Below are 19672 nucleotides of genomic sequence, written 5' to 3'. Positions count from 1 at the left end.
GACGGTGAGTCGCTTGTGGAGGCTCGCTAGCAAACCTCTGGGTCTGTTACACTCTTTCACTTTACATTAAGAGAGTTAAATCGATGCGATATCCTTGGGTGCTTTTTGATGCGGATGAAACCCTGTTTCACTTCGATGCCTTTGCGGGACTACAACGTATGTTTTCGCGCTACAATGTCAATTTTGACCATCACGCGTTTGCGGAATACTCAGAGCTAAACAAGCCTTTGTGGGTACAATATCAAGATGGTGAAATTGATGCTCATACGCTACAAACCGAGCGTTTTACGCGTTGGGGAGAGCGTCTTAACGTGGCGCCTGCAACATTGAACCAGGGTTTTTTAGATGCAATGGCTGAGATTTGCGAACCATTGCCAGGCGCGCGCGATCTTATTAGTGCGATCAAGCCACATGCACATATTGGTATCATTACTAACGGATTTACCGCTCTCCAAGATATCCGCCTGGAAAGAACCGGGTTGAAGTCTGCGATTTCAACCTTAGTGATATCCGAGCAAGTGGGCATCGCCAAGCCGGACCCTCGGATCTTTGAACATGCCTTTGAAAAAATGGGTAATCCCCCCAAGGACAAAATCTTAATGGTTGGAGATAATCCACATTCTGATGTGCTGGGTGGCATGCGTGCAGGGATTGATACATGCTGGCTTAATAGCGATAACATACCGTCACCAGCAGGCATTACGCCAACCCATCAAGTCGAGTCACTTTTTGATCTAAAAGCATGGTTGATCTGAAAACGTGGTTGCTCTAAAAACGTGGTTGTGGTTAACCGAAAGGCATAAAAAAAGAGAGCGTAATGCTCTCTTTTTTATGCTCAATGACTCGTGGACAAGATTTGTCCACGATGGCTCACGAACAATGCTTAGCTATGGTCGCCACGTACAAAGGCTGCTTTTTCAGCGTGCTGGCCTTGATCTGTGTTAGCGACATAGTTGACTGAACGGCTGTTCTGGTTTTGTGCATGAATAAATACACGACCAGACTCGTCAGTGACTTTCGCATCCAGACCGGATTCGCTGGTCACTTTCGCACCTTCAACCGCTTGGCCTTGCTCGGTAACGGCTACCCAAGCGCCGCCTTCAGCTGGGGTGATATCGAGGTTTAAACCACCAGCCATTACAGAGGTTGAAGCGAGCGTCAGGGCGAAAATTGCTGCAAGTTTTTTCATGGTTATTTCCTCTTTCGTATCGGGTTGACTGCTATTAAACGCCAATAACGCGGATGCTTTGTCACCTCACTGTCTCTATTTTGAAAAATGGCTATTTTTTTGAAAATGCTATTTTTCGCAGAAACTTGCTCACAAAGCATACTCCCTAGAATCGACAGTATGTTCGCGTTATTGCGTTGGAACGAGCACGAGATTACGCCGATAAAAGTGTGCGGACAATCACAATTATGCGAATGAGTTGTTCGAAAAATTTCACGTGAATATCAAGGTAATCAGGCGTAAAAGAAGGAATCGTGGCCAGGAATATTTTTGCCGCTGTGATCGGCTTCATCTCTCTCTTCGTTTTCTACAAGGCAGTCAATTAATCATTCCCAGGAAGTCACCAAGCGTTTGCAATGTTGCATCGCCGTCATGGTGGGGAGTAAAAAATGAAAGGGAGAACAATGATGTTAAAACACACAATGACCAAATTTGCAGTCACTGCCACGTTCCTCGCAAGCATGGGCTCCGCGGTCGCTGCTCACCACAAGGGTGATCATGATATTGTTGATACTGCGATGAAAAATGATGACTTTTCAACGTTGGTCGCAGCAGTAAAAGCCGCTAATCTGGTTGATACATTGAAAGGTGATGGCCCATTTACAGTGTTTGCGCCGACCAATGCGGCCTTTGATAAGCTCCCAGATGGCACCGTAGAAACACTGCTGAAGCCAGAGAATAAAGACAAACTAACCGATATCCTCACTTACCATGTTGTCCCCGGTAAGGTCACAGCCGAGCAAGTTATGGGTATGTCATCAGCAACCACGGTGCAAGGTAGCGATGTGATGATCAAAGTCTCTTACGGTGATGTGAAAGTGGACAACGCGACTGTGGTGAAACCCGATGTCATGGCGTCCAACGGCGTAATTCACGTGATTGATACCGTGATCATGCCGTAGTATTTATTCGGTTATCAACAAACTTCGCAATGATCAGAAAAGGCCTGCTCTCGAGCAGGCCTTTTGTATGGCTAGACATGGGGCTGACTCGTGGTGAGTTATGCCGCTTGGTCTGTGTCTTTTTTCTGAAATTTACCCAATAAAGCATGATAGAAGTCATGATCAGACAAGGTACCGAGAAATTCACCATTTTCTACCAGCAATACAGGCGTATTGGTGTTATAGCGAATTTCAATCGCGTCACGCATCTCAATATCGGGTGAGGCCACAACAATGGTGTTATCGCCAACTTGTGAGAAATCGAGCGTGTCTTTGTCCCACTCAACCACACGCAATGGTTGATCGCCTGCGGTTGCAGAGAAAGTGCCATCTTGCTCAGCCGTGACCCAGATTTCACGTCGATCACAGATTTTCCAACGATTCTCAACGCGCGTTAAGTTATCAGCCGTTTTCATCATTGAGCGTCCTTTTAAGACATTCAATGGGTTAGTATGAGCCACAAAGTCACGGACGTAGTCAGTTTCTGGACGTAATACAATGTCTTCCGGCTTGCCATGCTGAATCAATTGGCCCGATTCCATAATCGCAATGTTGTTACCAATCTTTAACGCTTCATCCAAGTCGTGACTGACGAACAGAATGGTTTTATTGAGTTTTTTCTGTATTTCTAACAGCTCATCTTGCAACTGGGCTCGGATCAGTGGGTCAAGCGCAGAGAAAGGCTCATCCATCAGCAATATATCGCTGTCCATGGCAAAGGCCCTTGCTAAACCAACACGCTGCTGCATACCACCAGACAGTTCATGAGGATATTGGTTAGCCCACTCATCTAGACCAACGAGCTCCAATTTCTCAAGCGCTTGCTTGCGGCGCTCTTTTTTGCTGATCCCCTTCATTTCCAAGCCAAACGCCACATTGTCGACAACCGTCATCCAAGGCATCAAGGCAAATTTTTGGAACACCATAGAAGCACGACTGGTGCGCAAGTGACGCAATGTCTGCGAATCAACAGTCGCCATATCGACCATTTGATCGCCGTCGCGGACTTCGAGGCTACCACGACTAATAGGGTTTAAGCCGTTAACTGCACGGAGTAAGCTCGATTTACCTGAGCCTGAAAGGCCCATGAGCACACAGATTTCGCCTTCTTTAACATTGAGCGATACATTATCGACACCGACAACTTGTCCAGTTTGTTCAATAATTTCTGACCGAGAAAGGCCTTTATCCAACAGATCAAGTGCTGGCTGTACGTTATCGCCAAACACGACATCTAAATTTTTAATTGCGATTGCGTCCATGGTTACCTCTTATTCGTTGCCTTGGTTGGGTGCTTTACACAAGCGGTCAAGAATGATGGCGACCAATACAATCGCAAGACCCGCTTCAAACCCTTGAGAAATGTTCACTGTATTCAGTGCACGGACAACCGGTTTACCCAGGCCATCAGCCCCCACCAGCGCAGCAATAACCACCATCGACAGCGACAACATAATACACTGAGTCACACCTGTCATAATGCTTGGCAATGCCGCCGGCAATTCCACTTTAAACAACAATTTCATACGAGTGGCACCAAATGCACGTCCCGCCTCGACCAATTCTTCAGGCACCCGCGTGATCCCTAGATACGTCAGGCGGATTGGCGATGCGATAGCAAAGATAATGGTCGAAATAAGGCCCGGAACAATCCCTAAACCAAACAACACCAGCGTTGGGATGAGATACACAAACGGTGGTACAGTTTGCATTAAATCGAGCAATGGCCGCATAAAGGTGTATACCAAAGGCCGGTGCGCCGCCATTATCCCCAGCGGTATGCCAATTAATACGGAAATCGTTGTCGCGGCAAAAACCAGAACAAAGGTTTCCAGCATCTCTTGCCAGTAGCCCAGGTTGAGGATCAACAAGAGCGCACTCACAACAAAGATCACGATAGAAATTCGACGTTGCAGGTACCAAGCAAGGGCCGCGGTCATAAGAATCGGACCAGCTGCTGGCATCCATTTAAAAATATCGACCAATAGTGTGATGCTAGTATCTAACCCAATTGAAATCGCATCAAAAAAACCGGCGGCATTCATGGTCAACCAATCAACACCGCTTTCCATCCATTGACCGAGTGGGATCTTGTTATCTGTAATAATATTCACAATAAAACCTTAGGGGCGGCGTTAACACCGCCCTCTCCTTCTACACTTTTATAGTTACGCTTCAGTCTTTTTTAGGTATTCAGTGACCGCTTCAACAGCGTCTTTACCATCAACTGTGGTGACACCGTCTAGCCACTTGTTCAACACACTTGGGTTGTTGCGTAGCCATTCACGTGCAGCCATTTGTGGCTTCTCACCGTCGTTGAGGATTTTGCCCATCATTTCGTTTTCCATCTTGAGACTAAACTCAAGATTCTCGAGCATTTGACCCACGTTTGCGCACTGCTCGACATAGCCGCTACGTACGTTGGTATGAACCGTGGCACCACCATAGTTCGGGCCGAAGTACTCATCGGCACCAGATAGATATTTCATATCAAAATTGCTGTTCATTGGGTGCGGGGCCCAGCCGAGGAAGGCAACCCATTTGTCACGACGAACGGCACGTGAGACTTGCGAAATCATGCCCGCTTCACTGGACTCGATTAGGCGGAAATCACCCAGATCAAAGTCGTTGGTGTCGATCATTTTTTGAATTTGCGTGTTGCCATCGTTACCGGGTTCAATGCCATAAATGCGTGAATCAAATTTGTCAGCATATTCCGCGATATCTGCAACACTAGTCACACCGGCATCGTACACATATTTAGGCACAGCTAAGGTGTATTTTGCCCCCGTTAGGTTAGCGCGAACGCTATCGACAGTGCCGTTATCAATGTACTTCTTAATATCGCCTGTCTGTGTTGGCATCCAGTTACCGAGGAATACGTCGATGTCGCCCGACGCCAGTGATGAGAAGGTCACAGGCAGTGACAGTAAATCTGTCTCTGTGGTGTAACCCATACCTTTAAGCACTTCCGTGGTGATAGCCGTCGTTGAAGTGACGTCTGTCCAACCGATATCCGAGAAACGCACGGTTTCACACTGATTCGCTGCAGCGCCGAACGCCATCATTGAGCTCAAGCCAACGGCAGTCATCAGCGTTTTGGTGGTTTTACGTTTATTCATTGACATATTAGTTTCCTTGTAATGCTTACTAATTAGTTTCTAGTGTGTGCTCACCCTTGGGTGGCATCGTCACTCTGCGCGTTTTGATTGCGTTGCTTGTCTTGCCACTCACCCGCAATCCATACTGGCACCTGCTCGGCAGGTAAGAGTGGCTTCTCAAGGATCATGTCAGCGGCGCGCTCCGCTACCATGATGGTTGGGGCATTCAGGTTGCCATTAGGAATCGTCGGGAAGACAGAGGAGTCCACCACGCGCAACCCTTGAATTCCACGCACACGGCATTGCTCATCGAGTACCGCCATTGCGTCGTCTTCGGCGCCCATTTTGCAAGTACACGATGGGTGATAAGCACTTTCCACATTCTCTTTCACCCAACGATCGATCGCTTCATCCGACTGAACATCCTTACCCGGCTGGATCTCATCACCACGGAATGCGTTCATCGCGTTTTGATCCATAATTTCGCGGGTTAAACGAATAGTGTCGCGCCAATCTTGGCGGTCTTGCTCAGTCGTAATGTAATTAAATAAAATTGCCGGCTTAGCATGCGGATCGGCAGACTGAATCCGAACATGGCCGCGACTTTCTGGTTTATTAGGGCCAACATGCACCTGGAAGCCATGGCCATCAAATGCCGCTTTACCGTCATAACGCATAGCAGCAGGCAAAAAGTGATACTGCACGTTTGGCCACTTCAGTCCTTCGCGTGAGCGAATAAAGGCGCAAGATTCAAAATGGTTGGTGGCACCCAAGCCTTTACGGGTCAGGATCCACTCGGTACCAATCATGCCTTTGCTAATAAGGCCCAGTTTGCTGTTCAGCGTGATGGGTTGCTTACAATGGAATTGAAAATACACCTCGAGGTGGTCTTGCAAATTTTCACCGACGCCCGGCAGCTCGTGCTGAACATCAACACCTGCACTTTCGAGCACGTCACGCGCACCAATACCGGATAGCTGTAAAAGCTGAGGCGACCCAACAGAGCCGGCACTAGAGATCACTTCTTTATCCGCCATCACATGCTCGATGTTGCCGCCTTTTTCAAATTCCACACCGACAGCACGCTTGCCTTCTAGCAAGATACGGCGCGTCACCACGCCTTTTTTCAAGGTGAGGTTGCTACGCTTCAAGGCACGGCGCAGATAGGCGTTTGATGTTGAGGCACGCACACCTTTATCGACGGTCATGTGCATTGGGCCAAAGCCTTCTTGCTGATAACCGTTGTAATCTTTGGTTTCTGGATACCCAGCTTCCACCCCTGCATCAATAAAAGCTTGATACAATGGGTTTAATTTCATGTCGTTACCGTTGCAAGTGCCGACAGGACCGTTACCACCACGGTAGGTATCTGCCCCGCCTGACCAACTTTCAGCACGCTTAAAGTACGGCAAGCAGCTAGCGTAATCCCAGCCATTGGCACCGTGCTCAACCCACTCTTCATAGTCACAAGCGTGACCACGGACATACACCATGCCATTAATCGATGAGCTGCCACCGAGCACTTTACCGCGGGGACAATGAAGTTCACGTCCATCAAGGCCTGGCTCTGGCAATGTTTCGAACTGCCAGGCATAGCGCTTGGTGTTCATAGGAATCGACAAAGCCGTCGGCATTTGGATAAAAATACTCTTATCGGTACCGCCCGCTTCAAGCAGTAGCACTTGATGTTGGCCAGATTCGGTCAGCCGATCGGCCAATGCGCAGCCGGCCGAACCCGCGCCGACGATAATATAATCGTAGCGTTGTGACATATTGGTCGCTCCGTTAGAAATTAGGCGTAAGGGCTGGCGAAGTCGCCAAGCTCAATCAGGACACTCTTGGTTTGGGTATAATGTGTGAGGGTTTCGACACCATTCTCACGACCGACACCTGAGTGTTTGTAGCCACCAACTGGCATTTCTGCGGGTGAGTCACCCCAGGTGTTGACCCAGCAAATACCGGCTTCAAGCTGATGAATAATGCGGTGAGCACGCGATAGATTCTGCGTAAAGATACCTGCCGCTAAGCCATAATGGGTATTGTTGGCACGGGCAACGACTTCTTCCTCATCAGAAAAACGCAATACCGACATCACGGGGCCAAAGATCTCTTCACGCACGTGCGCCATGTTGTCATCACAGTCTGTAAAGATGGTTGGCGCGACAAAGTTACCCTTATCAAGCCCGTTCTCAGTGACGCGGTAGCCACCGGTCAGCAAGGTTGCACCGCTTGCTTTTGCCGTTTCAATCGCCGTCATCACTTTATTAAGGTGTTCAGTCGAGATCAGCGCACCGACCTGGGTGTTCATATCGGTTGGGTCACCGATAACGAGCTTTTCTGTACGCGCTTTCAGTTGCTCAACGAAGGCGTCGTAAATGCTGTCGTGAACAAATACACGGGTGCCGTGTGTACACACTTCGCCTTGGGTATAGAAGTTCGCGACCATAGCTGCCGATACCGCATTATCAAGGTCTGCATCATCAAACACGATACAAGGTGATTTACCGCCTAGCTCCATAGTGACCGACTTGAGTGTTTTAGCCGCGTCACCCATGACCGTTTTACCGGTTCCGACTTCACCCGTGAACGAGACTTTGGCAATCTCAGGGTGTGCAGTCAGCATTTGGCCCACACGGTAGTCACCTTGAACCACATTAAACACACCGGCTGGCATCCCTGCTTCGGCAAAAATTTCTGCCAGTTTTAAGGCGGTTAGCGGTGTTTCTTCGGACGGTTTAAACACCATAGCGTTTCCCGCTGCCAATGCTGGTGCTGACTTCCACATCGCAATCTGGATCGGATAGTTCCATGCACCAATGCCTGCACACACGCCAAGTGGCTCACGACGGGTATAGAAGAATTGGTTTTCAGAAAGCGGTTGTTGCTCGCCCTGCATGGACGGGACAAGATTGGCGAAATACTCAATCGCATCCGCACCGGTGACCACGTCAACCTCGACCGCTTCTTGCATCGGCTTACCGGTGTCGAGTACTTCGAGCTTCGCTAATTCATCATTACGCTCACGTAACAGGGCAACGGCTTTTAGTAGAATACGGCTACGCTCCATCGCTGTCATACGCGACCAAACTGCAAAGCCTTGTTTGGCAGCATCGACAGCCGCTTGTACATCGTCTGCCGAAGCTTGATCAATTTGTGCAAGCGTTTCACCCGTGGCCGGGTTGACGGTTGCAAAGTGCTCACCACTGGTTGCAGCGGTCAGTTGCCCATTAATAAATAGCGTTTTCGCGTCCATAATTAATCCTGAATTCTTTTGTGTTCGAGTGTATATGTCAGGCGTTTGCGGCCTTAGCTCTGAGGACGACCATAAAAGGTCAATTGCTTATCCAAATAATCATTGATGATGGTCCGAGCGTTGTTGGCATCAATACCTTTAGGGTTCAATGCACCGCGCAACCAAATACCATCGATCAACGCCGCAATCCCCTGAGCGACCATCACCGCCTGATCAAGCGGCAATAATGCACGTAGCTCAATGCGCAAATGCGACAGTAGGCGCTTTTCGTTCACGCGTTGTAAACGGTATAATTCATCGTCATGCATGGCATACGACCAGAACGCTAACCACGTTTTAACCACATCAGATTTGGCCTGAAACCCTTCAAAGTTGGCGTTAATGATCGCGTTGATGCGCGCCTGATGGTGGTGGCGTGGGGTTTCGCGCAATGCGCTAATCACCGTTGCCGATAGCTCACGTAGAACCACGCGCATGGTTTCTTCTAGCAAGCCATGCTTACCACCAAAATAGTGGTTAATAATGCCTGTTGATACGCCGGCTTCCTTACTGATCAAAGAAATCGTGGCTGCATGCAGCCCTACTCGACCGATGACCGTCATCGTGGCCTTAACCAGCTGCGGTTTCCGTACTTCCGGCATCCCTACCTTAGGCATTACGTCTCCATTCGTTTTTTTAATTGAACGATTAGTTAAAGATAATCTTACACGCTAATCATTAGATCTCAAACATTATTTTTAACCAATTCGCTACACCCCATCCCACGAAAAAACAGCTAGATAAAGCAAAAACAATGATTTAAGTCAATTTTAACCTCACTCTTTTGTCACCTAATTGTTTGTACTGATAGCAGTATTTATCACCAAATCGCTCAATAAATGACCACAAATAAAACTATCATAAGCGATTATTAAGGGCCATAAACAAGAGAAGCGCTATGATTTAGCCTCACTCATTACCAGCGACATCATCATCAAAAACGCTAAAAAGCGTAAAAAACCAACGAAAGTCCGCTCATATCGCCGATCATCAGATAAAATAAGACAAAAATGGAATCGAGCACCAAGCTCTAACGTAATGGTCTCAGAAAAAATCAAGTCTTTGCTTGATAGACAGGAGGGCTAATCCAGCGAGATGTAATATTTAACGCAGCCAATGTTTAGGGTGACTATCTTTTTCCGCGTTAATGACAAATATGTAGGGATAAAAAAGCGCCCAGGCCATCACAAGATGGACTGGGCGCTCATAAAACAGTTAAACGGCTAACGGTGAGAGAGATTACTCGTAGTTAAGATCCGTTGCTTTACCGGAGAACACACGATAGACAAACACGGTGTACAAGAAGATCATCGGCAACACAAACATGGCACCATAACCCACAATTAATAAGGTACCTGGTGCACTCGCTGCCTCTTGTGCTGTCATTACTCCTGGGACGATGTCCGGAAAGAAACTATAGGCCAAGCCAAAAAAGCTTAATGCGAACAAGAATATCGCGCCAATGAATGGGAATTGGTATCCCACGTCATTTTCAACCGGTACATGGCGTAAATATCGGTCGACCAGCACCATAATCGCCAGACACACTAATGGAACGGGGGCGAGAAGCAAGATCTCAGGGAAGCCAAACCAACGCGCGGCAACGGTTTCACTTACCAGTGGGTTCACAATGCTAATGGCTAAGACACCTAGCGCGGCTAACCAACCACCACGACGCGACCATTTAGCCGCTCGCTTTTGTAAATCGCCTTCAGTCTTCATCACCAGCCAGGTTCCGCCGATATAGATGTAAGCTGCGGTCACACAAAGGCCACTTAATAAGGCAAACAAGTACGCCCCGATGCTTTCATCAAATGCCAACACATAACGGCCTATCATGTAGCCTTGGGTCATCGCTGCAATAAAAGAGCCGGCTTTAAAGCAACGATCCCAGAGATCTTTGCGTTCAGGCCGCACCTTGGCACGGAAGTCGAAGGAGACCCCGCGCAAGATTAATCCCGCTAACATCACTGAGGTCGGCAAGTATAGCTCAGTCAAAATCAAGCTATGTGCGGTTGGGAATGCAATCAACAAAATACCAACCGCCAACACTAACCACGTTTCGTTGGCATCCCAAAAAGGACCAATCGATGCAATCATGCGATCGCGCTGTGCTTGGTTACAGCTCGGGAGCAACATGCCAACCCCGAGATCGTAGCCATCTAATACGGCATACATAAATACCGTAAATCCAAAGAGCAATAGATAGATTTCAGGTAAATGTGGTGTGATGGTCATACGTTCACCTCTTTAGTTGACTGCGCGGTGTTTGCGTCGTCAGATTGATACTCTGGCAAACGTTTTTTCGCCAAGAAGAACAGGGTTCGAATGTAGGCCACCATCAACACGGCATAGAGGGTGAGATAGATGGTTAATGAAATCCCTACATTAGAACTGGCGACTGTCGTCACCGCATCCGCCGTCTTCAATACACCTTGAACAAGCCAAGGCTGACGACCAATCTCAGTGACATACCATCCCGATAAGGTAGCGACCCAGCCTGAGAAGGTCATCGCCACAAGCCCCATCAGATGCCACTTAGGCATTGGCTGGTTTCGCCATACACGGTACGCGGTGTACCAGCTCACCAGCAACATGAGCACACCTACGCCTACCATGATTCGAAAACCAAAGAAGAGTGGTTTCACCGGTGGATGATACTCAAAGCTTTCCAAGCCTTTGATTTCACCATCGAGTTTGTGAGTCAGAATCAAACTGGCCAGATTCGGAATACCGATTTCATAGTCGTTTGAACGTGTTTGTTCGTTAGGTACCGCAAAAAGCAGTAATGGCGCGCCTTGCTCGGTCTCCCAGACCCCTTCCATCGCCGCAATTTTCTGCGGTTGATGTTCTAGGGTGTTTAACCCGTGCATGTCGCCGATAAAGATTTGCAGTGGGATCAAAATAGCGGCCGCCGTAATCCCCACTTTCAGTGGCTTGTCTGACACACCGGACGTGGGTGATTTCAATTTCTGATAGGCGGAAATACCGGCAATTAAGAAAGACGCGGTCAGCCCTGACGCTAATAGCATATGGCTTAAGCGATACGGCATTGATGGGTTAAAAATAACCTCGAACCAGCTGGTTGGGTGGACCACCCCTTCAATGATCTCAAAGCCGGTTGGTGTGTGCATCCAGCTATTGAGTACCAGGATCCAAAAAGCAGAAATCGTGGTACCAATCGCCACCAGCAAAGTTGCCAGCGTATGCACCCAGTTAGGCACCCGGTTTTTACCGAATAACATCACACCGAGGAAGGTCGCTTCCATGAAAAACGCCGTCATCACCTCATAGCCCAATAAAGGACCCGCAATGTTGCCCACTTTTTCCATGAAGCCCGGCCAATTGGTGCCAAACTGAAAACTCATGGTGATACCAGAGACCACCCCAAGCGCAAAGGTCAGCGCAAACACTTTGACCCAGAAATAATAGGTGTCGAGCCAAATTTGCTCACCCGTGCGATTGTGTCTGAATTTGAAAAACACCAGCATCCATCCGAGTGCAATCGTGATGGTGGGAAAAAGAATATGGAAGCTGATGTTGGCCGCAAACTGCATTCGCGACAACATTAATGTATCTAACATGACATTACCCTCAGGACGTTACTTACCCGATTCTTCGTTGGACTTGCTGTGAAACAACTTGCCCGACAGCTCAAGAAGCCGACCGACACTGCTACCCAGCTTCATCAAATTTTTCAGATGTTCAGGTTTCATTTGCTGCACATCATCAAACCAATGGTTGAACAGCTCCAAAAGATCGTGGATCTCATGTAACTGCGTCACCGCGTGACTGTCTGCGTCGTCTTCGCTTCGCATAAAATGTGAACGCAACATCGATAAGGTGGGGTCGACTTCTCGCTTTTTCCTTTCAGCAAGCACCTGCTGCGCCAACTCCCAGATAGTGCCATTGGGCACGAAGTAATCCTTTCTATCTCCGGGGGTACGCTGTGAACGGATTAAATTCCAGCCTTGCAACTCTTTGGTTGCCATACTGACGTTGCCGCGAGAAATGTTGAGTGCAGACACAATGTCGTCAGCGCTTAAAGGATGTTCGCTTAGCACAATCAGCGCTAGCATTTCACCGACTGAGCGATTAAAGCCCCAACGGCTTCCCATCTCACCAAAGTGCATCACGACGTTGCGTAATTCTTGTGACAACTCCATTTTGATCTCCCTCACAATGCGTCTGAGGGATAATACGGAGTTTCTTTGCGTGGGATCAATGAAAATTTGGAATTTTCAGAAATTATTGAAAATAGAAAAGGACTTTAGTTACAAACTGTAAGGATGCTTTATGAAAATGTTACACAGGCTGATATGTGAACATGATCTTAATCACAAAGAATACGTAAGAACGCAGGGAAAAGGAAGCACGGCGACGCATAGATACACATAATTATTGTGTTTCTAAACATGACTCAAAACAGCAAAAATCACAGGCTACGCTAGATTCCATGATGACATGAGAGAAAAGATCAAACGCAACAAACGTTGCACTCTATAATAAGCACATGTGCGTAAACTTTTTGCACAACAAGTTGAATACGCTCATACCTAACCAATGAACAGAAGGAAGTTTGCTGTCATGTTCAAAAAGACACAGCGAGAATTGGATACCTGCCAAACGGAAAAAGCCGCACTCCAAGCTGAGCTCGATGCCATCAATACACATATTGCGACTATTACCTTCTCGCCTGACGGCACCATTACTAGTGTAAACGATAAACTCCTAAGTATTATTGGTTACGGTCGTGATGAGGTTATCGGCCAGCATCACCGCGCGGTTTGTTTCGAAGAAACCGTTAATGACCCAAGTTACCAACAATTTTGGCAATCACTCACGCAAGGTAAACCACAGAAAGGCATATTTCGTCGCCGCCATCAGCATGGACAAGAAATTTGGATGGAAGCGACTTATGTACCGATCAAAGATACCAGCGGCAAAGTAGTCAGCGTTCGAAAATTGGCAGCGGATGTCACTAAACAGCACAAAGAGAGCTTACGACAACAATCTATTCTGGCTGCTATCGATCGTTCATTGGCGGTGATTGAATTTGAACCTGACGGCACAATTGTTCGTGCAAATGATAATTTCCTGGCCGCGGTGGGCTACCAAGCACGAGAAATTGCAGGCCAGCATCATGAGATATTTTGTGATCACGCGTTTTATGAAGATAACCCAAACTTCTGGGCATCACTAGCCAGCGGCCAATTCACGTCTGGCCAATACTTGCGTCGTGATAAACATGGTAATGAAGTTTGGCTCGAAGCAACGTATAACCCCGTTTTTGATGTCAATGGTAAAGTCTATCGCGTGATCAAGTTCGCGACTGCAATCACTGATACAGTGAAGAAAAATCAAGCCGTTAATCAGGCGGCAGAGCTTGCTCAAGCATCATCAGAACAAACACTCAAGCATAGTGAAAACGGTAGCGCCTTACTACAAGAAGCCGTTCAGCTATCGCAAAACGTCACCGACCAAGCTGTCGAAGCCGCTAATCAGGTAAATCAGCTCAGTGAGCATGCACAGAGCATTGAAAACATCGTCACCACGATCAAACAAATCGCCGAACAAACTAACTTGCTCGCACTCAATGCAGCGATAGAAGCAGCGCGCGCGGGTGATCAAGGCCGTGGATTCGCGGTTGTTGCCGACGAAGTTCGAGGTTTATCACAACGCACCAGCAAGTCCACCACAGAAATTGCCGATGTCGTCGATGAAAACCTACAACTGATCAAAGGGGTGAGTGAGGCAATGGAAAGAGTCACTGAACAATCAACCATGGGGCAAGAAAAAGTCACCGCAGCCGATAACGTGATGAGTGATATTCACGCAGGTGCAGAAGAAGTGTCGGCAACCGTTCGCGGTCTCACACATTAAAAGTAGACCTTCACCACCAACGCGTAATGGACCAATAAAGTGGATGAGAAAATAAGATGCAACCCCATATAAATGACGTGACTTCGTTAAAGTTGTCAGAGCTAATCCTAGCCTTGAGTACGGCGCTCGATATGACTGAAGGACAGCCACCCGAACATTGTATGCGCTGCACGTGGTTAGGAATGAAACTCGCTGACGCCTTAGCGCTCGATGATCAACAACGTCATGATCTTTTCTATACATTGCTGCTAAAAGATGCGGGCTGCAGCAGCAATGCGGCACGGATCTGCGAACTGTACCTCACCAATGATTTAGCATTTAAACAAAGCTACAAGGTAGTGGACGGTAGCTTATCCAGCGTACTGAATTTCGTACTAAAAAATACCGGCGTAAAGCGTGGGTTTATGCAGAAGCTCTCGACCACACTCGATATCATTCGTCATGGCGACATGTATGCGCAAGAGCTGATCGAAACGCGATGTACCCGTGGTGCCGATGTCGCACGCGATTTACGTTTTAGTGAAAGCGTTGCTGAAGCCATCTACGCGCTGGATGAACACTATGATGGTGGTGGGCGTCCTGATCAGTTAAAGGCCGATCAGATCCCCTTGTTTTCGCGCATCGCATTGATGACGCAAGTCATTGATGTATTCCGAACCGAGTCCGGTGTCGACGCCGCACTCCGCGAGCTGAAAAACCGTCGCGGCACTTGGTTTGACCCCGACCTCGTCGATACCTTTTTACAGCTGGCTCACGAACCGCAATTTTGGCAGCAACTGGATAGCCCCACATTAAAAGAAGAAGTCCTGTCGATGACGCCTGCCAACACATGCATTTGGGTCGATGATGATTATATGGATGACATTGCAGCTGCCTTTGGGCGTATTGTTGATGCCAAAAGCCCTTTCACCTCGGGTCACAGTGAACGTGTCTCCGTATACGCTAGCTTAATTGCTGACGAGTTAAACATCAGTGAACATGATAAAAAATGGCTAAAGCGTGGCGCGTTACTGCACGATATTGGCAAACTCGGCGTAAGCAATAATGTGCTCGATAAGCCGGGAAAACTGGATGACGAGGAATGGGAGCACGTTAAACGCCATGCTGCACTGAGTAAAACCATCTTATCGAAAATCCACCAATTCGATCACCTCGCCAAGTTCGCTAGCGCCCATCATGAAAAGCTCGATGGCTCAGGGTATCCAGACGGCATGCAGGGCGATGACATTTCCCTGCTCACTCGCATTATTACCACCGCAGATATTTTTGATGCTATCACTGCTGAGCGTCCCTATCGTGGCCCTATCCCAATGAACAAAGCCTTATCCATCATGAAAGAAGAAACTGGCACGGCAATCGACGCGCGCTGCCTACAAGCGTTAATCGCAGGTCTCGAGCGTCTTCCTGAGCATTTTATTGTTCATGACGATACATCGATCACATCATAGGCTTAACCTATCAGGTATATAGGTTAACTCCATTTTCCTTTTTTAATTCGGGACGTTATTCTATTTTCATCAATCGAAACAACACAGTTTCCAGTGTTCAATTTTCGCGATAGCGCGACGATTTAACACATTGATTTTGCCACTAAGGAGGCATTAGATGAGTAAACAATCAGCATTGATCGGATTGGACAGCACCAAAGCTGCAGATTTAGCAGCTCGCCTAGATACGCTATTAGCAAACTACCAAGTGCTGTACACCAATGTGCGTGGTTTTCACTGGAACATCAAAGGCGGCGACTTCTTTGAGCTACACGTAAAATTCGAAGAGATCTATACCGATCTGCAAACTAAGATCGATGAAGTAGCCGAGCGCATTCTTACTATTGGTGGTACCGCTGAACACCGCTTCAGTGAATATTTGAAAATCAGTGAAATCAAAGAGCATGCACCAGAGGCGAACGGTCAAGCCGGTCTACGCGCCATTGTTGATGGGTTTAGTGTATTAATTAGCCTACAACGTGACATTATGAGCCTCGCTGGTGAAGCTGACGACGAAGGCACATCAGCACTAATGAGCGATTACATCCGCGAACAAGAAAAACTACTGTGGATGTTCAACGCATACTTGAACTAATCACCTGTTCGATAACGTAAAAATAGCCCGCTTTGTCGGGCTATTTTTTTATGTCTCTCGCCTTTAAACACGTTTGATAGATCGCTCGCCTAGCGTCATTTAACTCGCCTGGCGTTAACTGATTCAGCGGTGTAAGGTGTTTCTGGTAAAGGCAAAGCTAGCCGTTCGACGTAATTCACTTTGATAGCGCCTTGGTACTCAAAATGCGTCACGATCGCGCTCAAGTGTTCCGATTTAGCGGGACGTTTAACGGGAAGCGAGACCTTCACCGGGCTCGGTGTGTTTTCCGCGCTACTTGTCACATAAATTGGCGTTTGCTCGATCCATCGGTACGCATCATCTAGCCATAGCCAATAAGCGGCTGCCGGCGCGCAACTGGTTGGCGTGTTGGGCAAATCCACCGTTAATTGTTGATCAGGATGGCCGATTAGTTTCACCCAAGGGCGCCGCGGTAATCCGTAAACGACCAAGCTGTAGTGCTGCCCACCTAAACGCAGTTCGTAAACACCTGGATCCACTTGGGTAAAAAGTTGTCCTGATTCAATTTCTTGAAATCCAGTTTGAGCGCCTAATATTTCACTGATCACCGTCTGACCATTGGGATCAGTGAGCGTAACCAAAGTTGCACGCGATACATGCTCAGCCGATAGTTTGATTTCATAACCTAGGCTTGATGCTCCTGCGCGTCGCACAAAAGAAATGGTAAGCCCTTGTGGAATATCCTTTCCATTCGGCTCAGTCAGGCGTTGACCACAATCTGTTTGATTGATGATCGCATGTTTGAGCGCGGCCCAATGCTGGGTAGCAATCTGTTCTTGCGATAGTGCAAAAATAAGCTCCTGCCAAGCAACAGTAGGTCGGTCGGCGGCTAATGCCTGGTAGGTCTGTTGCATGGGCGTATCACCAAACCAGGCTTGCTCAGCGTTTACTTTTACGCTTAGCATCGCGAATCCGAGAACCAGCAAGCGTCCCCATCGTGTCATAGCATCACCAATCGATAGCCCACTCCTCGATGCGTCTCTATTGCTAAATCGGGCAATTTTTGTCGTAACCGCAACACATGATTATCCACAGTACGAGTGGTGGGAAACGCTTGATAACCCCAAATCTTGTTGAGTAATTCTTCACGATGAAAAACTCGCCCTGGGTTTTGTATTAACAATAATAACAGGTCAAATTCTTTCGGTTTCAACATCACGGATTCATTCTGCCAATAAACATTCCGCGATCCCGGCTCAACCTTGATCGGTCCATACAAAAGCTGGCTCTCGCCCAAAGGTCGAAGCTGGGCATAAATTCGCGCGAGCAACTCTTGATGTGAAAAAGGTTTAACCACATAGTCTTTTGCTCCTGCCATGAGCCCTTCAACTCGTTGTTCTACTTCAATTTTCGCGGTCAGTACAATAACAGGGAGCGCTTTTAAGGAAAGCCAGTGAGGAAGCTGAATCAAGCTATCACCGTCGGTCAGTTGCCGGTCTAAGATAACGAGATCGGCGTGATACCAGTGCTTCTCTACCTTGTGGCTATCAACTAACCAAGTACATTGGAAACCGTAGCTCTCAAAAAATTGACGTAGGCCCTCACCCAACAAGGTGTCATCTTCAATCAATAGCAAATGGCTCATTGGGGTAACTCCAACATGCAGCAAGTAGGATGACGTCTAATCAAAAGTTTACCCCCCATTTGCCGCATTAACCGCGCGACTAAAAATAATCCAATCCCCATATTATGCTCAGACTTTGGTGCTTTACAGCGGCGCCAAACGCGTTGCCACCATGAAGGAAAAGCGCCATCATCATAGACACACACTCGAATTCGCTTGCCGACATGTACTCGGATCCAAACTTTATTGCCTCCGTGTTGATGCGCATTTTGTATCAGATTTTTCAAACAAATAGAGAGCCAGTAGAAAGGCAATGTTAATGTCTTATCTTGGTTTAACGTGTAGTCAATGTCATAGCAGTCACACACGTTATCTAACCACTCGGATAACGAGGCTGTTTGCGTTTTAAACTGCTCGCTTTTATCGGTACTTAAATATCCCTTGCTGGTTTCCGTCAGTTGGTTGAGCCGTTGATGGTCGGCCAATAAACGCCACAACACATCTTGCGTACAGTCATCCAGCTTATCGAATTGATTGCGCAACATCTCAACCGTCAGACCCAAACTGGCAATGGGTGTTCGCAGTTCATGGGTGAGTAACTGGAGGATAAACTGGCGCTCGCGCCGCTGTTGGTACCTATCATAAACACTGCGCGCTAACCCCAGCACTAGCGCCCCAAAAATAGCCACCAAAATAGCAATCATGACGCCTCGATAAGCGGGATGTAACTGATTACAAATATTACCATATCGGTAGTCACAGCCCGTTGAGTGGGTCGATAGGCTCAAACGATAATTATCGGCGATCGACATCCATTGTGTACGAGGTAACGCTTTCCACCCTTCTTCCCCATTTAACCACAGACGGTCTCCATCCAAATAGGCACGGTAACCGTTAAGCAAGGCATCACGCCCTGACTGACTAAGCGCGGCCAGTGCGTCATGCAAAGGGTGATTTTTATTGGCGAGAGTCACACGCTCTACCAGTTCAGGCGGTGGTGTCTTTATTGCGTAATGGCTTAAATAACGTTCGGCGTAACTCCCCCCAGCAGGATGAAGCAGAGGATTTTTTTCAAACCATTCAACCGGTAAGGGCTGTTCTCGACAAAGCGCAAGCTCGAAGCGCTGAGCAACGAACAGCCTTGGTACCACAATGTGCGGATTAGGTTGGCAGGTTTGAACGACCTGGTAAAGAGCGCTCAGATCTTGCCAATCAAAATGTTCAAAATCTGGATATTGTGCCTGGCTCACTAAAAGCGCTTGAGGATAAGCGTTTAAAGCCGGCTGAGCGACCATCAGGGTCCCTGCTTGCCACGCTTCATCGTAAAACCCCTTAAGCTGCGTTTGTAGATCGCTCGCCATCACTTGGCTACTCACCAAGATAGCTATCCATGCCACCCACATTCGCCTTATCACCACGTCACGCCTCCATTGGGCCCACTGCTGCCTGTATATTTAATGATCATAGTCGAGTCATGCCAGGCTGTGTCACCCAGGTGTCAACAGACGATAATAGAAGACAGACTCTCATATCATCCCAAAA

The 19672-nt window shown here is 47.8% G+C and carries 18 protein-coding genes and 1 pseudogene; 6 read left to right on the top strand and 13 right to left on the bottom strand.

Annotated features, from left to right (window positions below):
* Positions 1-83: 83 nt before the first annotated feature.
* On the top strand, positions 84-755 hold the full coding sequence (yjjG, locus tag BZG81_RS04545) for a pyrimidine 5'-nucleotidase (protein ID WP_077676834.1): 672 nt from the start codon (positions 84-86) through the stop codon (positions 753-755).
* A gap of 128 nt (positions 756-883) precedes the next feature.
* On the opposite strand, the gene BZG81_RS04540 is transcribed toward yjjG, so the two are convergent.
* Positions 884-1189, bottom strand: a complete 306-nt coding sequence (locus tag BZG81_RS04540) for a hypothetical protein (RefSeq protein WP_077676833.1) — start codon at positions 1187-1189, stop codon at positions 884-886.
* Between the two features lie 443 nt (positions 1190-1632).
* On the opposite strand from BZG81_RS04540, the gene BZG81_RS04535 reads away from it, so the two are divergent.
* On the top strand, positions 1633-2130 hold the full coding sequence (locus BZG81_RS04535; protein ID WP_077676832.1) for a fasciclin domain-containing protein: 498 nt from the start codon (positions 1633-1635) through the stop codon (positions 2128-2130).
* Positions 2131-2228: 98 nt separating this feature from the next.
* Here BZG81_RS04535 and choV read toward each other — a convergent pair whose 3' ends face one another.
* The 9 genes from choV to BZG81_RS04490 all read right to left on the bottom strand — a co-directional run bounded on the left by choV (position 2229) and on the right by BZG81_RS04490 (position 12728).
* Positions 2229-3431 (bottom strand): choline ABC transporter ATP-binding protein, encoded by a 1203-nt coding sequence (gene choV, locus BZG81_RS04530; RefSeq protein WP_077460136.1) that lies wholly within the window; start codon positions 3429-3431, stop codon positions 2229-2231.
* A 9-nt stretch (positions 3432-3440) separates the two neighbouring features.
* Positions 3441-4283, bottom strand: a complete 843-nt coding sequence (gene choW / locus BZG81_RS04525; RefSeq protein WP_021022506.1) for a choline ABC transporter permease subunit — start codon at positions 4281-4283, stop codon at positions 3441-3443.
* 54 nt (positions 4284-4337) lie between these two features.
* Positions 4338-5297, bottom strand: a complete 960-nt coding sequence (locus BZG81_RS04520; RefSeq protein ID WP_077575887.1) for a choline ABC transporter substrate-binding protein — start codon at positions 5295-5297, stop codon at positions 4338-4340.
* A gap of 44 nt (positions 5298-5341) precedes the next feature.
* Complete coding sequence (gene betA / locus BZG81_RS04515) at positions 5342-7042, bottom strand: choline dehydrogenase (RefSeq protein ID WP_021022508.1); 1701 nt, start codon at positions 7040-7042, stop codon at positions 5342-5344.
* A gap of 20 nt (positions 7043-7062) precedes the next feature.
* Positions 7063-8523, bottom strand: coding sequence for a betaine-aldehyde dehydrogenase (gene betB, locus BZG81_RS04510; RefSeq protein WP_021022509.1), 1461 nt, complete (start codon positions 8521-8523; stop codon positions 7063-7065).
* A gap of 53 nt (positions 8524-8576) precedes the next feature.
* Entirely contained in the window at positions 8577-9179 is a 603-nt protein-coding gene (betI, locus tag BZG81_RS04505; protein ID WP_021022510.1) for a transcriptional regulator BetI, read from the bottom strand.
* 622 nt (positions 9180-9801) lie between these two features.
* Entirely contained in the window at positions 9802-10800 is a 999-nt protein-coding gene (gene cydB, locus BZG81_RS04500; RefSeq protein WP_021022511.1) for a cytochrome d ubiquinol oxidase subunit II, read from the bottom strand.
* Complete coding sequence (locus tag BZG81_RS04495; RefSeq protein WP_021022512.1) at positions 10797-12146, bottom strand: cytochrome ubiquinol oxidase subunit I; 1350 nt, start codon at positions 12144-12146, stop codon at positions 10797-10799. The genes cydB and BZG81_RS04495 overlap by 4 nt, the downstream gene beginning before the upstream one ends.
* A gap of 18 nt (positions 12147-12164) precedes the next feature.
* Positions 12165-12728, bottom strand: a complete 564-nt coding sequence (locus tag BZG81_RS04490; RefSeq protein ID WP_021022513.1) for a GbsR/MarR family transcriptional regulator — start codon at positions 12726-12728, stop codon at positions 12165-12167.
* A gap of 397 nt (positions 12729-13125) precedes the next feature.
* Here BZG81_RS04490 and BZG81_RS15910 point away from each other — a divergent pair.
* The 4 genes and pseudogenes from BZG81_RS15910 to BZG81_RS04475 form a co-directional block, all read left to right on the top strand.
* A pseudogene (locus BZG81_RS15910) lies at positions 13126-13917 on the top strand (PAS domain-containing protein); the annotation flags it as partial.
* On the top strand, positions 13912-14445 hold the full coding sequence (locus BZG81_RS15905) for a methyl-accepting chemotaxis protein (protein WP_269087428.1): 534 nt from the start codon (positions 13912-13914) through the stop codon (positions 14443-14445). The pseudogene BZG81_RS15910 and the gene BZG81_RS15905, both read left to right, overlap by 6 nt.
* A 56-nt stretch (positions 14446-14501) precedes the next feature.
* Positions 14502-15893, top strand: a complete 1392-nt coding sequence (locus BZG81_RS04480; protein ID WP_077676830.1) for an HD-GYP domain-containing protein — start codon at positions 14502-14504, stop codon at positions 15891-15893.
* 157 nt (positions 15894-16050) lie between these two features.
* Positions 16051-16527, top strand: coding sequence for a Dps family protein (locus BZG81_RS04475; RefSeq protein ID WP_021023831.1), 477 nt, complete (start codon positions 16051-16053; stop codon positions 16525-16527).
* Between the two features lie 95 nt (positions 16528-16622).
* Here the strand turns inward: BZG81_RS04475 and BZG81_RS04470 are convergent, their stop codons facing one another.
* Genes BZG81_RS04470 through BZG81_RS04460 form a run of 3 tightly spaced genes read right to left on the bottom strand, consistent with a single transcriptional unit; the run spans position 16623 to position 19527 of the window.
* On the bottom strand, positions 16623-17510 hold the full coding sequence (locus BZG81_RS04470; protein ID WP_021023830.1) for a DUF2861 family protein: 888 nt from the start codon (positions 17508-17510) through the stop codon (positions 16623-16625).
* The gene (locus BZG81_RS04465; RefSeq protein ID WP_077460130.1) at positions 17507-18151 is read right to left on the bottom strand and encodes a response regulator transcription factor; all 645 of its coding nucleotides are present in this window, start codon (positions 18149-18151) and stop codon (positions 17507-17509) included. The genes BZG81_RS04470 and BZG81_RS04465 overlap by 4 nt, the downstream gene beginning before the upstream one ends.
* Complete coding sequence (locus tag BZG81_RS04460) at positions 18148-19527, bottom strand: ATP-binding protein (protein ID WP_241827349.1); 1380 nt, start codon at positions 19525-19527, stop codon at positions 18148-18150. Before BZG81_RS04460 ends, BZG81_RS04465 begins: the two co-directional genes overlap by 4 nt.
* Between the last annotated feature and the right edge of the window lie 145 nt (positions 19528-19672).

The sequence above is a fragment of the Salinivibrio sp. MA607 genome (assembly GCF_001996245.1).
In the GTDB taxonomy this organism is placed as follows: Bacteria; Pseudomonadota; Gammaproteobacteria; order Enterobacterales; family Vibrionaceae; genus Salinivibrio; species Salinivibrio costicola.
The sequence above is the reverse complement of the archived record's forward strand: the minus strand, read 5'-3'. Positions and strand labels throughout refer to the sequence as shown.

Excerpts from the sequence above, each read along its gene's own strand:
- yjjG (WP_077676834.1), top strand. The coding sequence starts at position 84 with ATGCGATATCCTTGGGTGCTTTTTGATGCGGATGAAACCCTGTTTCAC.
- BZG81_RS04540 (WP_077676833.1), bottom strand. The coding sequence starts at position 1,189 with ATGAAAAAACTTGCAGCAATTTTCGCCCTGACGCTCGCTTCAACCTCT.
- BZG81_RS04535 (WP_077676832.1), top strand. The coding sequence starts at position 1,633 with ATGATGTTAAAACACACAATGACCAAATTTGCAGTCACTGCCACGTTC.
- choV (WP_077460136.1), bottom strand. The coding sequence starts at position 3,431 with ATGGACGCAATCGCAATTAAAAATTTAGATGTCGTGTTTGGCGATAAC.
- BZG81_RS04520 (WP_077575887.1), bottom strand. The coding sequence starts at position 5,297 with ATGTCAATGAATAAACGTAAAACCACCAAAACGCTGATGACTGCCGTT.
- betA (WP_021022508.1), bottom strand. The coding sequence starts at position 7,042 with ATGTCACAACGCTACGATTATATTATCGTCGGCGCGGGTTCGGCCGGC.
- betB (WP_021022509.1), bottom strand. The coding sequence starts at position 8,523 with ATGGACGCGAAAACGCTATTTATTAATGGGCAACTGACCGCTGCAACC.
- betI (WP_021022510.1), bottom strand. The coding sequence starts at position 9,179 with ATGCCTAAGGTAGGGATGCCGGAAGTACGGAAACCGCAGCTGGTTAAG.
- cydB (WP_021022511.1), bottom strand. The coding sequence starts at position 10,800 with ATGACCATCACACCACATTTACCTGAAATCTATCTATTGCTCTTTGGA.
- BZG81_RS04495 (WP_021022512.1), bottom strand. The coding sequence starts at position 12,146 with ATGTTAGATACATTAATGTTGTCGCGAATGCAGTTTGCGGCCAACATC.
- BZG81_RS04490 (WP_021022513.1), bottom strand. The coding sequence starts at position 12,728 with ATGGAGTTGTCACAAGAATTACGCAACGTCGTGATGCACTTTGGTGAG.
- BZG81_RS04480 (WP_077676830.1), top strand. The coding sequence starts at position 14,502 with ATGCAACCCCATATAAATGACGTGACTTCGTTAAAGTTGTCAGAGCTA.
- BZG81_RS04475 (WP_021023831.1), top strand. The coding sequence starts at position 16,051 with ATGAGTAAACAATCAGCATTGATCGGATTGGACAGCACCAAAGCTGCA.
- BZG81_RS04470 (WP_021023830.1), bottom strand. The coding sequence starts at position 17,510 with ATGACACGATGGGGACGCTTGCTGGTTCTCGGATTCGCGATGCTAAGC.
- BZG81_RS04465 (WP_077460130.1), bottom strand. The coding sequence starts at position 18,151 with ATGAGCCATTTGCTATTGATTGAAGATGACACCTTGTTGGGTGAGGGC.